A 15,177-nucleotide genomic window follows, 5' to 3' on the forward strand; every position below is an offset into this window, starting at 1 on the left:
CATAGAAACGATAGAAAATAGTAATAAGCCGTTGAATAGTAATTTTTTCATTTTTATTTAGCTTCAGTTATCCAAGCATTAATTTTATTTTCTAATAGGGCCAATGGCATTACTCCGGATTCCAATACTTTTTCATGGAATTTTTTAATGTCAAACTTGGTTCCCATTTTATCCTGCGCTTTTTTGCGCAATTCCATGATTTTCAATTGGCCGATTTTATAAGATAAAGCTTGTCCAGGAATTGCCATGTAACGTTCTATTTCTGGAATTATACTTGCTTCGCTCTCCGCTTCATTTGCTAGAGAATATTGGATTGCTTGTTCTCTGGTCCATCCTTTTGCGTGTAAGCCAGTGTCAACAACTAATCGGACAGCTCTATGCATTTCGTTGCCTAACATGCCAAAATATTGATAGGGATCTTTGTATAGACCTAATTCTTTACCTAAACTTTCCGTATACAAAGCCCAGCCTTCACCATAAGCACCAAACCAATTGAATTTCCTGAAATTTGGAAGACTATTGTTTTCTTGTTGCAAGGAAATTTGAAAGTGATGTCCAGGAATGGCTTCATGCAAAAACAAATCTTCATCTCCGTACAGATTATAATTAACTACATCTGGTATTGGTACATAAAAAATACCGGGACGCGAACCATCTGCAGTACCTTGCATATATTCAGCACTGGAAGTTTTTTCTCTAAAAGCTTCCGTTCTTCTAATTTCAAATTTTGTTTTAGGTTGCAACGAAAATAATTGGTTCACGTTCGGTTTTATGCGAGCATAAATACGTTGGAAATTGGCAATAACTTCTTCGGGTTTTTTAAAAGGTTTTAATTCCTTTTTATTTCGAACTTCCTCAAAAAACGCTAATAAAGTACCTTTAAACCCAACTTGAGTTTTTACCTTTTCCATTTCGGCATTTATTCTAGCGACTTCTTTTAATCCCAATTCATGGATTTCCTCAGGAGTCATTTCAGTAGTGGTCCATTGTTTTACATAAGTAGCATATAGTTCTTTTCCAAAAGGAAAAACTCCTATTCCGCTTGTAGTTCTCGACGCAGGGAGGTATTCATTTTTCAGGAATTCAGTCATTTTTTTATGCTGCGGAATCAATTTATCATTAATTAGGGCAGTATACTTTTCTGTAAAATCTTTTTTTACCGCATCGGAGAAAGTGGTTGGCATTAATTTTATAGCCGAATAAAATAAATTATCTTCTATTTTTGAGGTTGCCATTTCTTCAAATTGAGGTATTAACTTTACGGTTAACGCTTTTGGTATGACAATACCTTGTTTGATTCCTTTTTTCATATAAATCATGGCCGAATCAATCCAAACAGAATACTTATCCATCCTCGTTAAGAAATTGGTATAGTCTTTCTCTGTTTTAAAAGGCTGTGCACTTGTTCCTCCGGCAAATTGTCCCATTGTCAAGTGTGTTCCCCAAAACTGATGAATTGGCATTAAATTAGTAGGCTGCTTTAGCAATTTTTTTCCTATCCCTACTTCCCATTTAATGATTTTGTAGCTATTTTTTTCTTCTTCAGAAAGTTTCGTTTCATCAATATCTTGCAATGCTTTTTCATATTTGTCAAAAAATACGGCTTGGGATTTTCTATAACTATCCGTCATTTCAAATTGCAACTGATCGTTATATTCGTTTTGACCATTTTGTGTTGCGCTCAAAGGATCCAGTGCATTTTTATCATCAAAATAATTTTCTGTCAAGGTACTAAAATCTTCTTTTTTTTCGTTGGATTTACAGTTTACCAGTACTAATGAAATAATTGAAGTAATAAAAACAATAGTTATTTTTCTCATAATGATTGATTGTTAAATAGTTGTAGCTAATTTATTAAAAAAACTGATTATAATTCAAATATATTTGAATTTTTGCTATCCAACTATTAGTTGTTTTTGGTTTCTGGATGGGTCTTGCCTATAATTAAAAAAGCTTCTTACATCGAGAAGCTTTTCTTTAATCGTTATTTAAATGCAATTTTATTTTAACAAAAACTCTTTTGTAAGTTTCTCAATTTGTATTTTGAATGTTCCTTTTTCGGATATCCATTTCAAGTCATTGTTGACAAACTGTAAATCTTTCTGATTCAAAGTGAAGATTATAGTTTTTGTTTCATTTGGCGCTAAACTAATTTTTGTAAATCTTTTTAATGCTTTTACTTCAGGAGTAATACTGGCATAATTATCAGATAAATAAAGTAAAACCGCTTCTTTTCCGGCTAATTCTCCATTGTTTTTTACATCAACAGTTACAGTTAAATCATCGGTATCATTTATTTCTGATTTATTTATTTTTAAATTTGAATACGCAAAAGTGGTATATGATAATCCGGAACCAAATTCAAATTGTGGAGAATAGCTTTTTTCATATTGAGCATCGTTATTTTGCTCTTCGTCCCCTAAACTCTCGGTGTGTTTTCTATTGTATTTTTCTAATGAATTAGGGTATCTTGGGTAATTGTATGGTAATTTTCCACTTGGATTAATGGTGCCGAAAAGAATGTCAGCCAAAGCTCTAGCACCTTCGTTTCCTGGCAGGTAACATTGGATAACTGCATTCATTTTGTCTTCAAAGTTGCTGATTAATCGTGGCCTTCCTTCGTTCAAAACTAAAATAATAGGTTTGTTTAGTTTCGATAAAGCCAAGGCTAGTCTAGATTGCGGTTCGGTTATGTATAAATTACTAATGTCGCCAGGAGTTTCGGTATAATTTTTTTCCCCGAGACACAAAATTATTTTCGAAGCGCTTTTTCCTAATTCTACAGCTTTTTCTATTTCGGCGTCATTAAAAGTAGCAAAATCTGCCCCTTGTGTATAAAGTACATTTTCATGTCCTGCTTTGTCCTGTAAAGCTTCTAGAATAGTAAATTTATCTGCAGCATAGGTGTCTGAATTTTCACCTTGCCAGTTGTAGGACCAACCACCATTCAAATATTTCATGCTATTCGCAGTAGGACCTGTGACTAATATTTTTTCATTTTTTGCTAAAGGTAAAACAGCGTCATTATTTTTTAATAAAGTAATTGATTCTGCCGCTGCATTATAAGCTTCGTTGATAAACTCCGGTGAGCCAAATTTTGGATAATCCTTTAAATTAGCAACGGTATCTTGGAATAGATTTAATTTGAATTTCATTTGTAAAATTCTGGAAACGGCATCATCAATTCGTGACACAGGGACTTCGCCTTTGGCTACCAAATCTAATAAATCAGTATAAAAGGTATAATCTTCCGGTACCATACTCATGTCAATTCCAGCCAAAACAGCTATTCGTACGGCATCTCTATTAGTCTCTGCTACTTTATGGCGAGAATGCAAATAAATAATATCTTTCCAATCCGTAACGACAACGCCTTCAAATCCTAATTCTGTTTTCAATATATCGGTAATCAGATGTTTGCTCGCGTGAACAGGAGTTCCATTTATTTCGCCAGAACTCACCATAATGCTTTTGGCACCGGCTTTAATTGCAGCTTGATAAATTGTTAAATCAAATTGTCTTAAAACACGTTCTGGGATAATACTTGGGGTTCTATCTTTTCCAGTTGTAGTACTTCCATAACCTATGAAATGTTTCATACAAGAAGCTACATGGTATTTAGAAGCCACATTATTTCCTTCAAATCCCTCAACCATTGCCTTGCCCATTTGAGAGGATAAATAAGCGTCCTCTCCAAAAGATTCCCATATTCTTGACCATGAAGGATTTCTAGGTAAGTCCAAATCTGGCGAAAAAACCCATGGAATAGAGGAAGCTCTAGTTTCATAAGCTGAAATCTCCGATCCTTTTCTGGCAATTTCAGTATTAAATGTTGCTGCAATTCCTATTTGTTGCGGGAACAAAGTAGCGCCGGCAGTATAACTTGATCCGTGGATGGCATCGATACCGTATAACACAGGAATTTTGAGTCTTGTTTTGTTGGCTTCATTACTTATTGTAGTAATTACTTCGTTCCATTTCTTAATTGTTGGTGCACCAGGATTTGGTACATTCAAGATAGAACCTATATGATATGTTTGAATCGCTTCTCTCAATTTTGCTATGTCAAAAACGCCAGGTTTGCCCTTTGCTTCAAAATTAGTGACTGTAATTTGAGTCATTTGCCCAATTTTTTCTTCAATGCTCATTTTAGAAAGTAATTCCGAAACTTTCTGGTTGATTTCTGATTTTTGAGCTTTACTATCTTGACTCCAGGAAGAGTTTGGGTAAAGGATGATTGCAAATAGTAAGAGAATTGTTTTTTTCATTTTTTGTGTTTGTCTTTTGGTTGGTTTTTTAGAATATTTAAAAACTAATGAATAAAATTATATTTTTAATTGCTCGATTTTAAATATATGCTATTTTTTGTACAGCGCTACTTCAGACCTATTATTTCCTTTGTTTTCAAAGGGCTTAACGTTTTCGTTTTAAAAGAAAGGTTTTCCGAAAGTGAAGTTGTTTTTGCTTTAAAGCTGTCTGTTTAAAAAAAAATCCAATTCCTTTTTAAAGGGAATGGAATTTTAGGAGTTGTTTTTCTATATTGTTAAAATAAGAACTTAAATGAGGTTATTTTAACCGTGATATACGCGCGAAGCAATTATTTTATTTTCTTTAATATCGAGTACTTCTGCAACAAGCATTTCATCCTCTCCATCAACTGTCCTAAGATATTCCATAAAAACACGATCTCCATTTGCAGTAAGCGAAGTGACTTTATAGTTTAAACTAGGCAAACGTTCAAAAGCATCTTGCCACCAGTCGCGCAATGCTTGTTTTCCTATGACAAAACCATTGGTCTCGGGTTTGTTAATTTTTAGTTTTGGACTAAAATGCACGGCCTCATCATCATACAATGACAATAGTTTTTCTAATTCTTTGTTGTTAAAGGTTTCGAACCATTTAAAAGCAATAGACTGTAATTTTTCTGGGGTCATGGTAGTTGTTTTTTTAATTAAAAAAATCCCATTTCACTTATGCGAAAAGGGATTTTATTTTTATAATTTCAAAGAAATATTAAACGTTTTTCAAGTTGATGATTTCTTGGTCGGTAAGCAATCGCCAGTTTCCTCTTGGTAAGTTCTTTTTGGTCAAACCAGCAAAAGAAACTCTGTCAATTCTTAATACATCATAACTAAAATGTTCAAAAATATTACGAACCACTTTCACGTTAGATGATCTTAATTGCAATCCAATCTCACTTTTTGCTTCTCCATCAATGTAGCTTACATCTTCTACAAAAACACGGTGTCCATCAAGAGTCAAACCTTTGTTTATCTTTTCTAAATCTTCATATTTCAGGTTTTTATCTAAAGAAACTTGGTATATTTTAGATGATTTTTGACTTGGTAAAGTAAATTTACGAATCATATCCGTATCGTTAGTGAACAGTAACAAACCAGTTGTATTCTTGTCCATTCTACCTACAGCTCCAATTTTTGCAGTTGTAGAACCTTTTACTAATTCCAATACATTACGATATTCCTGACCTTCGTCCATGGCTGTCGTAAAGTTCTTAGGTTTGTTCAGTAAGATGTATACTTTTTTCTCCGGTGTCAAAGTTGAACCGTCAAAATTTACAACATCTCCGGGTTTTACCATATACCCCATTTCAGTAACAGGGATTCCGTTTACTTTTACCGTTCCGGATTGAATGTAGATATCGGCATCACGACGCGAGCACGCACCAGAGTTAGCAATATATTTATTCAAACGAATCTCGTCTTTTACTTTTGGTCTTTTTGGTGCCTGATTTGGTTTTTTCTCTACTTTATCAGTAGCAACTTCGGCAACTTTAGTATTTACTTTAACTTTTTTTGGCCCTTGAGCGCGCTTCTGCATGGCAGGTTTTGGCTTATTCGAACTGGGTCTTGAGCTATTTGCTCTAGCGCCACTTTTCTTATTATTGCCCTCCTTGTTATTCATAATATTCCAATAATTTGCGCAAAGATAGTATTTATATAATTGACAAACGATTTTTGACAATTAGAAAACGCTAACTATCTAATTAATAAGCTGATTAAGTAGTGTTGATTTGATTTTTTGTAGCTATTTCCCGCTTTCCACTGTATCTTTTTCTTTATAAAGAAAAAAAGAAAAAGGATGCCGTTTTAATCGGGGCTAACCTAATCGAGGAATTAATGAATTTTTAATGAAATTATTTTCAACCTTTTTTATGATCTTTTGAAGAAAAACCTATATCATCAACAGTAATCTTTTTCCATGCCACAATACGCTTGGATTGATAAGCACAATACAAAATACCCCAGCTACAATAAGGAATTTCAAGACGTTATGAAGCAATAAAAATTGCGCTTTGGTATTGGATTTCCATAAATAAAGCAGGAAGAAAATTAGGATAATAAGACAGACATAAAAATAAATATCCATGTAACCTACATCATATATTTCGATTAGAACATAAACTGGAAAAATGGTTAAAAGAGCCAAAATAGTGATTACTTTCTTCGAGATCTCTTCGCCGTATATAATTGGAATCGTTTGGTAGCCATTAGCTAAATCCCCTTTTAAATTCTCTAAATCTTTAACCATTTCACGAACAAGAAGTAAAAGAAATAAGAATGTCGCATGCGCGAAAATTACAGCAAACTGACTTTTATAAACCTCGATATCGCTAAAGGAAATTTTAGTGTAATAATATAACAAGATGGCAAAAAATGGCGAAACAGCCAACAAGGCAGCTGTCAAATTCCCTATTATCGGATATTTTTTTATTTTATGAGAGTAAAACCAAACGAAAAATATATAAGCAGAAAAGAATAAAAAAGCGCGCCAGGACACAAACATTGACATTAAGGCCACAATGAAATTAAGAGAAAAATAAACCGTAAGCTTCGTCTTCTGGCTTACTAAGCGGTCAAGCATGGATTTATTCGGGCGATTGATTAAATCTTTTTTGCTGTCGTAAAAATTATTAATGATGTAGCCGGAAGCAATCGTTAATGAGGAAGCGAAGACAATCAGGAATAAATTGAAATCAAGCAGGATGTCTAAAGCTCTGATCTCAGGAGCTAGAATAAATATAGCCGAAAGATACTGCGCCAAAATAATTATTGGAATATTATAGCCTCGTACGACAGAGAACAAACTTATCATTTTCATCAATAAAAGTTTGTGCTGCCTGCTTAACATAATAATTATTCGAGTTTAATTTTTAGGTATAAAGTTTTAAAACTGATAAACGACTTCTAGTTTATAATCTTTTAGCGATAATTTTGCACGTTCTAAATCCTCAGTAAATCCTAAGATATAACCGCCACCACCAGAGCCGCACAATTTTAAATAATAGTCGTTACTGTCTATTCCTTGCTGCCAAATTCCGTGAAATTGCTCTGGAATCATAGGCTTAAAATTATTCAAAACTACTTTTGATAATTTCTTGGTATTCATGAACAATGATTTCATGTCGCCACCAAGGAAATTTTCTACACAAGCGTCAGTGTGTTTTACAAACTGATTTTTCAACATGGCACGAAATCCTTTGTCTTTCAAGTTTTCCATGAAAATATTAACCATCGGAGCAGTTTCGCCTACAATACCTGAATCTAACAAGAATACCGCACCTTTTCCGTCGAAACTTTGATTTGGAATTCCGGTAGCTTGAATATTGTCTTTTGAATTAATAAGAATTGGAATACTCAAATAACTATTTAATGGATCCAAACCAGAACTTTTTCCGTGGAAAAAACTCTCCATTTGAGAAAATATATTTTTTAACTGCAATAATTTTTCACGTGTTAAATTTTCCAGAACCGTGATTTTATTTTGGGCATATTTATCGTAAATAGCAGCAACAAGAGCCCCACTGCTTCCTACTCCGTATCCTTGCGGAATACTGGAATCAAAATACATTCCCGTTTCAACATCATTTTTTAGCGTTGCTAAATCAAAAGTAACTAAGTCGGGTTGCTCATTTTGCAATGTTTCTAAATAAACAAGAAAACGTTTCAAATTTCCATTTGATTTTATAGCTTCATCAGATGGATTTCCGTCTTTTTTGAGCGCACCGTTATAAAAATTGTAAGGAATGGACAATCCTTTTGAATCACGAATAATTCCGTATTCGCCAAAGAGTAATATTTTTGAATAAAATAAAGGTCCTTTCATATGATGTTGGTAATTAGCAATTTGGGGTTGGTGATTTGATTTTGATAATTTTAAAAATCGACAATGTCACCTCGATTTTCTTTTTGTATTACGATATTAATTTCTTCTTGTTGCTCAGGCGTTAATTTTTCCCAAGCTTCTTTTTTCTCTGACTTCAAAATATCTTTGACAGCTTCAATTATGGATTTGTCATTAGTTTCTAATAGCATTTTTATTAAGTCTAATTTTTCAGATTGAATGTCCATAATTTCAGTGCTTTAAAAAATAAAGATAGGAAAAAAACAAACTAATTCAACAAAGCTCCATTTCCAATTTCGTCACAAATGTACTGACCATTTTGGCAATAGCCAACTAATTCGTCCTGAATAAATTGTAAAACTGTTGCGGCAACATTTTCAGGATATAAAACATGCACATTTGCACCAGCATCCAGCGTAAAACAAACCGGAATTTTAGTCTCATTTCTATATTTCCAAATGGCATTAATGATCTCCAAAGTATTTGGTTTCATCAATATAAAGTAGGGCATCGAAGTCATCATCATGGCGTGCAAAGTCAGCGCTTCGCTTTCTACAATTTTAATGAATTCCTCTAAATTTCCTTTTTCAAAAATGGTAATTAGTTTATCTAAATTCTCGTGCGCTTGTGCAAATCGTCTTTCAGCAAATGGATGGTCGTGCATTAAATCATGACCCACGGTACTCGAAACCTGCTTTTCACCTTTATCAACCAATAAAATAGTGTCTTGATAATTCTTGAAATTTTCATGAATAACCTTTGGAAATTCCACTCCAAATAAATCAGAACTTCCGGAGATATTTTCATGGTTTCCCCAAACTACCACTTGTCCTTTTACGCTGCGGCAAGCGCTGCCCGAGCCTAAGCGCGCTAGCAAAGATGCTTTTTGATAGAAATATTCCTCCGTCATTCCCGGGTTTAACGCTTTTTCTAAACTCATCAAGTTCATTGCTAAAGCCGCCATTCCTGATGCTGAAGAGGCAATTCCGGAACTGTGCGGAAAGGTATTTACCGTTTCAATCGTAAAATGATAGTCTTTCAAAAATGGCAAATAGATTTCAATTCGCTCTAAGAATTTCTGGATTTTCGGTTTGAAATCATCTTTTGGCTTTCCTTCAAAAAGTAAGTTAAAAGAAAAATTTCCAGTGTTTATTTTTTTGGCGAAAGCCAATTTGGTGATCGTTTTACAATTATTCAACGTAAAACTCACCGAAGGATTCGCAGGAATTTGATTGTCTTTTTTCCCCCAATATTTCACCAAAGCAATATTACTGGGCGCACTCCATTCGAAATTACCTTGTTCGATAATTTGTGAATACTTTTTTGGAATAAAATCGTTTGCTATAAACATGAATGATAAAATTTATGCAAAGATACTTTTTTTGATTTATCCTTTGATTTGTTTATTTATCGATTTGTACTAAAGTTTTGATTAAATTTGACCCACATTAGAAAAATAGAATTATGACTAAGATTACTCGAATTTTAACGATGGTTGTAACCTGTCTTGTGATTGGTTATTTTTCTGGAATGGTTACCCGTTCTGCAATTGTGACTTGGTACCCAACTTTGGTAAAACCATGTTTTAATCCACCCAATTGGATTTTTGCACCCGTTTGGAGTATGCTTTACATTATGATGGGTGTTGCTGCAGGATTAGTGTGGAACCGAATCGAATTTGAAAAAGAGATCGTAAAAAAAGCATTGGTTTTCTTTGCTATACAATTGGCATTAAATGCATTGTGGTCGTATTTATTCTTTGGATTGCACAACCCGATGCTGGCTGGTTTAGAGATTATAGTATTGTGGCTAATGATTTATGAAACGTATATCCAGTTTTCTAAAATTAATAGGATCGCGGGCTATTTATTCCTTCCGTATTTGGCTTGGGTAAGTTTTGCCGCCGTTTTGAATGGAAGTATTTGGTGGTTGAATAAGTAGTTGGCAGTTTTTAGTTTATCTTCTGATGACAATTTTAACGATTTCTCCAAGTCTTATCGCTTCTTAAATTCAATATTCTTGGTCGATAAAAAATCCATCATGCGGAGTATATTGTGATTTTCAATTAATTTTTTCGACTTAGGATCAGCATCGCAAAATTGAAGGAAAAGAGGTATTTCTTCTGGTTTTAATTTTAAAGTTTCGATATAAAATGTCAGGTCACAGCTGCTTTTTGCTAATGCTGCAAATTCAATTTTTGGGAGACTTTTTTTGATTTTTTGTTTTTCTTTTGCGAACAAGCCTATAATCATTCTGCCAATTCGCATAAAATCCATTCCATTTTCAATACTGCCATTGTAAACCCCCGTTTTTAAACTTCTTGCTGATTTCTCTAATGTATATTTATCAAGTTTCCCTTGTTCATAGCCTTTGTCTGTACTTAATTTAATAGAAGGCATTTTTGTAATTATTACTTCCTCTAATTGTTCTGGCTTAAGGATTAATGGAATAAGAAGATTGTTTTTGTCAATGGTATTTTGATCTACTACAATTTTTTTGATATCATGGTTTTTTGAAATAAAAAGTAGACCATCACCTACTTTTACCAATATAGAAAATTCCCCGGCTGCGTTACTAATTGTAGTTTTTTTAGAATTGTAATTAGCGACTTCAACTTTTTCGACAGGGAAATTTTGATGTAAAACTTTGCCGCTAATTAATTTTTCGGTTTGAGAAAAACCAGATTGGAATACAAAAATCAGTAATAGAATCGAAAAGTAGATTTTTATCATTCGTAATATTTTGATTACAAACATATTCAAATCATTCTATCAAAATTAAAACAGAATAATAAATTCATGTTAATCAAAAACTAAAGTTCTCTTAATTAAAGTTTTGCAGGGTAATGACTTGGTCTAAACAGCATTCGCCACAATAAACCCACTGGTCCAAGCATTCTGAAAGTTAAATCCTCCAGTGATTGCATCAATATTGATGATTTCACCTGCAAAATATAAGTTTTCATGCAGTTTACTTTCCATGGTTTTGAAGTTGATTTCTTTTAAATCAATTCCGCCGGCAGTCACAAATTCTTCTTTAAACGTGCTTTTTCCATTGACTTGAAAAGTCCCATTCGTCAATTGATTTACCAAGTTTTGCAATTGTATTTTAGATAAATCGGCCCATTTTGTCTCTACTTCAATTCCAGAAGCGAGCACTAAACTCTCCCATAATCTATTTGTAAGCTCTAAAGGGGATTTTTTTGAAACTGATTTTTTCGCGTGTTCTTGCTTTAAATCTTTTAGCTTTTTCTCGACATCTTCTTTGTCAGCATCATTCAACCAATTCACAAAAATGGTAAACTGATAATTTTTGTCATGCAAGATTCGGGCACCCCAAGCGGAGAGTTTCAAAATTGCGGGACCACTCATTCCCCAATGGGTAATTAACAATGGTCCTGTTGAGCTGAGTTTGGTATCTTTTACTTTTACAGTTACTTGTGCCGCAACTCCGGGTAATTCTTTTATTCTTGAATCCTTGATGTTAAAAGTGAATAGGGAAGGAACCGGGCTAACAACCGCATGACCAAAACTTTGTAACATTTCCCATACTTTAGGATTGCTCCCTGTGGCCAAAATTAGCTTTTCGGCAAGATAATTTTCGGTTTGGGTTTCTATTTTCCATTCATGTTCTTTTTTGAAAATAGATTGCACACTTTGTCCCGTAAGTACTGCAATTCCGAGTTTTTGCGTCGCTTTTAGAAAACAATCAATAATAGTTTGTGAGGAATTTGAAACGGGAAACATGCGTCCATCCGCTTCAATCTTCAGTTCTACACCATGTTTCTCGAACCATTCAATCGTATCGCCAGAACAGAACTGATGAAAAGGACCGCGTAATTCTTTTTCGCCACGAGGATAAAACTTCACCAATTCATTCGGTTCAAAACAAGCGTGCGTTACGTTGCATCTTCCGCCGCCGGAAATTCGAACTTTTTGCAATACCTCTGCACCGCGTTCTAAAATTGCGACTTTCAGTTTTGGATTTTTCTCCACAATATTAATTGCCGTAAAAAAACCTGCAGCGCCACCGCCTACTATTATTATATCAAAATTTTGATTCATTTTTTAACCATTAAGAAAGTTAAGATTTTTAAGTTTAATCATCAGCTAGCCTTGAAAAATATGCGTTAATTAAGGGTTTGCACGATTTTGTGATGTTGGTAGTGTTAAAATTAATAAGTAATCCTTGTGGAACACTTAATGGTTTCATGTACGTTAATAATTTGGCTTCATCAATGGGGTGGAATTTTTCAACTGTTTTTAAATCTACAATAATACAATCATTTACAATAAATCTAATCGTAATGGATCTGCTAGTTCTAAATCGTAGTAATCGATTTTTACATTAAATTGTTGCTTAACATTGTCCCCGTTTTTTTCTAACTCATATTTTAAGCATTCTTCATAAATTTTTTCTAATAAACCTGGTCCTAGTTTTTTGTGAACTTTTATGGCGTAACCAATAATTTCATAGGATAATTGCGTTAGCTCTTTTTTTGTCATAAACTATACTATTTAGCTAGCTACTTAATTGACTTAACTCACTTAATGGTTTAAAAATAAAATCCTATTTGAAAAAACGGAAATAATAATGTCAAATTTTGGTTCATATTCTATTTGGGAAATCTGTAATGATTCCGTTTACGTTGAAGACTTTTATTTTTTGAATATCTTCTAATTCATTGATGGTCCAGGGGAAAACCTGCAACCCTTTTTCCTGTATCTTGGCCGTATTTTCTTTTGTTAATAAATGAAAATGAGGGTGAATAGATTTGGCCTGAATAAATTTGGCGAAAGCCAAAGCCAAGTCTAAATCAGTTTCCGTTAAAACGCCAATTGGAATTTTATCATTTAAAAACGCCGCTTGCTGCAATGCATTCCAATCAAAACTGGAAACTAAAAAACGATCGTATTTCCACCCTTTTTTAGTGACATACTTTTCAATCAGTGAAACTACTTTATCTGTAGCTTCATAGCTTTTGAGCTCAATATTGATAAAACAATCTTGGTTTACCAAATCAAAAACCTCTTTCAAAGTTGGAATTTGATGCTTACCATCAATTGGGAAAGTCTTCAATTCGTGCAAAGAAAGGTTATTTACAAAACCTTTTCCATTGGTCGTTCGGTCAATGGTTTCGTCGTGAATTACGATTATTTCACCATCAGCGCTCAAATGCACGTCGAGTTCAATACCTTCCACTTGCATATCTAATGCTTTTTGGAACGAAACCAAGGTGTTCTCCGGTTCGTATCCTTTTGCACCACGATGTCCAATTTTAAGCATTGTCTTTTATTTTTTGGTAAAGGTAAACATAAAAAAAACGCCTTCATTTCTAAAGACGTTTGGATTAAATAATTTAAAAAATTATTTTTTCACTTCCAATAAAACAATGTCGAATTCTGAATCAATACTTACTTTTCCAATGGAAACTATTGCTTCTTTGCCAGAATAGGTATCAATTACGGTCGTTCCATTACTGAAAATAGAATCTACAGAAAGTTCTTTTAATCCAATTGCCAAATCCAATCCAATTACTACTTTGTCTGTAAGTTCATCTTTAGCAAAAGTTCTGGAAAACACATACGGATGTGCCGAAATTTGTTTGTGGATTCCTGCACCTACTGAAGGATGATTTTTTCTGAATTGTCCTAATTTCTGCCAATGCAACAACGTTTTTTGTGTTGAAGAATCTGATTTAATAGCATCCCAATTCATAAACGAACGCAATGTAGCATCACCTTGAGTTCCTTCGACTACTAAAGGACGAGCGCTTTCATCACCGTAATATATTTGAGAAAGTCCGGGACTTAATAATAATTTAGTCCCTGCTTCTTTGCTTTTTGTTCTTTTGGCATCAAAAGGTCCGCCGTCATCATGAGAGGATAAATAGTTTAAAACACTATGACCTTTCAAGTCATTGTTTAGCTTGTCAGAATACTTGGAAAATATAAATTCATAGTCTTTTTGCGCATCCCATTTGAATTCGAAATTGATCATGTTGTTGAAGCCATTTTCATAATAATTGACTTTTTTATCTCCAAAATCAAAAATTTGTCCTGCACTTATTCCATAGTTATACACTTCAGCAATGGTGTAAAAAGAATTGTTATCTAACACTTTTGTAGGATTGTTTTTCTTCCAGTTTTCAAAAGCATAATTACATTGTGTTTTAAAATCGGCCCAAACCGTTTCATCAGTATGTTTTACGGTGTCACCTCTATAACCATCAATTCCGTAATCGGCAATATAATCAGTCAGCCATTTAATGATGTAATATTTGGGCGCTCGAGGATAACCGGTACGGGCAAAAAACGCATCCAATTCTTTCATTTCTTGGCTGTAACGTCCTTCTTTTTTCCATTTTTCGATTAAAAAGGGAGGTAAATCCACATTTTCCATACTTTCCGTTTTTATATCCGGAAGATTGGCTACTAATGTGCAGGCAGTTGTATTTACGAAGGATTTATAATTACAAGTTGGTCCTGTTCTCACCCAGTCATTTGGCCAAACCGTATCCTCAGTCGTTACCGGTCCTGTATGATTGATCACCCCGTCAAGAATAATTCGGATTCCGTGTGCATGTGCTTTTTCTACTAATGCTTTTAAGTCTTCTTTTGTTCCAAAGTTAGGGTCTAAATTTGTCCAATCTCGGGCCCAATACCCATGAAAGGCATAGCTTAAACCCGTTCCTTCATCAACACCATCATGAATTTGTTCTACAATTGGTGTAAACCAAATGGCATTAATTCCCAGTTTGTCAAAATACCCTTCCTCTATTTTTTTAGAAATTCCTATGATATCTCCTCCTTCAAAACCACGAAGTTTCCCCGGTGTTTTAGTTCTGTTTAAGTTTATATCATTTGAAGTATCACCATTATTAAAACGGTCCGTCATTAGAAAATAAACATTTGCTCCTTCCCAAACGAAAGGTGTTTTGTCACGTTCAGAAACTGTTTTTGTACTGGAGCAACTACTCAGAATTGTCATGGTTAATAGTAAAAGGGGAATTGAATATTTTTTCATTTTTTTAGC

13 protein-coding genes and 1 pseudogene are annotated in these 15,177 nt (G+C 33.8%); 1 reads left to right on the forward strand and 13 read right to left on the reverse strand.

All coding sequences use genetic code 11. The features are described from left to right. Positions 1-53: 53 nt before the first annotated feature. The 8 genes from ACFX5D_RS04685 to ACFX5D_RS04720 form a co-directional block, all read right to left on the reverse strand. Complete coding sequence (locus tag ACFX5D_RS04685; protein WP_379857090.1) at positions 54-1,820, reverse strand: DUF885 domain-containing protein; 1,767 nt, start codon at positions 1,818-1,820, stop codon at positions 54-56. A gap of 180 nt (positions 1,821-2,000) precedes the next feature. Further along, on the reverse strand, positions 2,001-4,268 hold the full coding sequence (locus ACFX5D_RS04690; protein ID WP_379857091.1) for a glycoside hydrolase family 3 N-terminal domain-containing protein: 2,268 nt from the start codon (positions 4,266-4,268) through the stop codon (positions 2,001-2,003). 303 nt (positions 4,269-4,571) lie between these two features. Further along, positions 4,572-4,934 (reverse strand): nuclear transport factor 2 family protein, encoded by a 363-nt coding sequence (locus tag ACFX5D_RS04695; RefSeq protein WP_379857092.1) that lies wholly within the window; start codon positions 4,932-4,934, stop codon positions 4,572-4,574. Positions 4,935-5,013: 79 nt separating this feature from the next. Next, positions 5,014-5,922, reverse strand: coding sequence for a pseudouridine synthase (locus ACFX5D_RS04700; RefSeq protein WP_073205361.1), 909 nt, complete (start codon positions 5,920-5,922; stop codon positions 5,014-5,016). Between the two features lie 270 nt (positions 5,923-6,192). After that, entirely contained in the window at positions 6,193-7,149 is a 957-nt protein-coding gene (locus ACFX5D_RS04705; protein ID WP_379857093.1) for a geranylgeranylglycerol-phosphate geranylgeranyltransferase, read from the reverse strand. 36 nt (positions 7,150-7,185) lie between these two features. Then, positions 7,186-8,124: a mevalonate kinase family protein gene (locus ACFX5D_RS04710; protein WP_379857094.1), complete on the reverse strand. Its 939-nt coding sequence runs from the start codon at positions 8,122-8,124 to the stop codon at positions 7,186-7,188. 50 nt (positions 8,125-8,174) lie between these two features. Continuing rightward, positions 8,175-8,369, reverse strand: a complete 195-nt coding sequence (locus ACFX5D_RS04715) for a hypothetical protein (RefSeq protein ID WP_379857095.1) — start codon at positions 8,367-8,369, stop codon at positions 8,175-8,177. Positions 8,370-8,410: 41 nt separating this feature from the next. Then, positions 8,411-9,493: a diphosphomevalonate decarboxylase gene (locus ACFX5D_RS04720; RefSeq protein ID WP_379857096.1), complete on the reverse strand. Its 1,083-nt coding sequence runs from the start codon at positions 9,491-9,493 to the stop codon at positions 8,411-8,413. Between the two features lie 113 nt (positions 9,494-9,606). Between ACFX5D_RS04720 and ACFX5D_RS04725 the strand changes: the two genes are divergently transcribed. Further along, positions 9,607-10,083 (forward strand): TspO/MBR family protein, encoded by a 477-nt coding sequence (locus ACFX5D_RS04725; RefSeq protein WP_379857097.1) that lies wholly within the window; start codon positions 9,607-9,609, stop codon positions 10,081-10,083. Positions 10,084-10,136: 53 nt separating this feature from the next. Here the strand turns inward: ACFX5D_RS04725 and ACFX5D_RS04730 are convergent, their stop codons facing one another. From ACFX5D_RS04730 to ACFX5D_RS04750, 5 genes and pseudogenes are all read right to left on the reverse strand, one after another. After that, on the reverse strand, positions 10,137-10,874 hold the full coding sequence (locus tag ACFX5D_RS04730; protein ID WP_379857098.1) for a hypothetical protein: 738 nt from the start codon (positions 10,872-10,874) through the stop codon (positions 10,137-10,139). Positions 10,875-10,997: 123 nt separating this feature from the next. Then, positions 10,998-12,206, reverse strand: a complete 1,209-nt coding sequence (locus ACFX5D_RS04735; protein WP_379857099.1) for a BaiN/RdsA family NAD(P)/FAD-dependent oxidoreductase — start codon at positions 12,204-12,206, stop codon at positions 10,998-11,000. A 34-nt stretch (positions 12,207-12,240) separates the two neighbouring features. Then, positions 12,241-12,647, reverse strand: a pseudogene (locus ACFX5D_RS04740) (GxxExxY protein). A 103-nt stretch (positions 12,648-12,750) separates the two neighbouring features. Then, positions 12,751-13,428, reverse strand: coding sequence for a glycerophosphodiester phosphodiesterase (locus ACFX5D_RS04745; RefSeq protein ID WP_379857100.1), 678 nt, complete (start codon positions 13,426-13,428; stop codon positions 12,751-12,753). Between the two features lie 81 nt (positions 13,429-13,509). Next, positions 13,510-15,168, reverse strand: coding sequence for an alpha-amylase family glycosyl hydrolase (locus tag ACFX5D_RS04750; protein ID WP_379857101.1), 1,659 nt, complete (start codon positions 15,166-15,168; stop codon positions 13,510-13,512). Between the last annotated feature and the right edge of the window lie 9 nt (positions 15,169-15,177).

It is taken from the genome of Flavobacterium fructosi, assembly GCF_042787335.1.
Lineage (GTDB): Bacteria > Bacteroidota > Bacteroidia > Flavobacteriales > Flavobacteriaceae > Flavobacterium > Flavobacterium fructosi.

Bases quoted from the DNA above. Each gene is read 5' to 3' on its own strand.
- ACFX5D_RS04700 (WP_073205361.1), bottom strand. From the start codon at position 5,922: ATGAATAACAAGGAGGGCAATAATAAGAAAAGTGGCGCTAGAGCAAAT.
- ACFX5D_RS04695 (WP_379857092.1), bottom strand. From the start codon at position 4,934: ATGACCCCAGAAAAATTACAGTCTATTGCTTTTAAATGGTTCGAAACC.
- ACFX5D_RS04715 (WP_379857095.1), bottom strand. From the start codon at position 8,369: ATGGACATTCAATCTGAAAAATTAGACTTAATAAAAATGCTATTAGAA.
- ACFX5D_RS04690 (WP_379857091.1), bottom strand. From the start codon at position 4,268: ATGAAAAAAACAATTCTCTTACTATTTGCAATCATCCTTTACCCAAAC.
- ACFX5D_RS04685 (WP_379857090.1), bottom strand. From the start codon at position 1,820: ATGAGAAAAATAACTATTGTTTTTATTACTTCAATTATTTCATTAGTA.
- ACFX5D_RS04725 (WP_379857097.1), top strand. From the start codon at position 9,607: ATGACTAAGATTACTCGAATTTTAACGATGGTTGTAACCTGTCTTGTG.
- ACFX5D_RS04710 (WP_379857094.1), bottom strand. From the start codon at position 8,124: ATGAAAGGACCTTTATTTTATTCAAAAATATTACTCTTTGGCGAATAC.
- ACFX5D_RS04745 (WP_379857100.1), bottom strand. From the start codon at position 13,428: ATGCTTAAAATTGGACATCGTGGTGCAAAAGGATACGAACCGGAGAAC.
- ACFX5D_RS04735 (WP_379857099.1), bottom strand. From the start codon at position 12,206: ATGAATCAAAATTTTGATATAATAATAGTAGGCGGTGGCGCTGCAGGT.
- ACFX5D_RS04730 (WP_379857098.1), bottom strand. From the start codon at position 10,874: ATGATAAAAATCTACTTTTCGATTCTATTACTGATTTTTGTATTCCAA.
- ACFX5D_RS04720 (WP_379857096.1), bottom strand. From the start codon at position 9,493: ATGTTTATAGCAAACGATTTTATTCCAAAAAAGTATTCACAAATTATC.
- ACFX5D_RS04705 (WP_379857093.1), bottom strand. From the start codon at position 7,149: ATGTTAAGCAGGCAGCACAAACTTTTATTGATGAAAATGATAAGTTTG.
- ACFX5D_RS04750 (WP_379857101.1), bottom strand. From the start codon at position 15,168: ATGAAAAAATATTCAATTCCCCTTTTACTATTAACCATGACAATTCTG.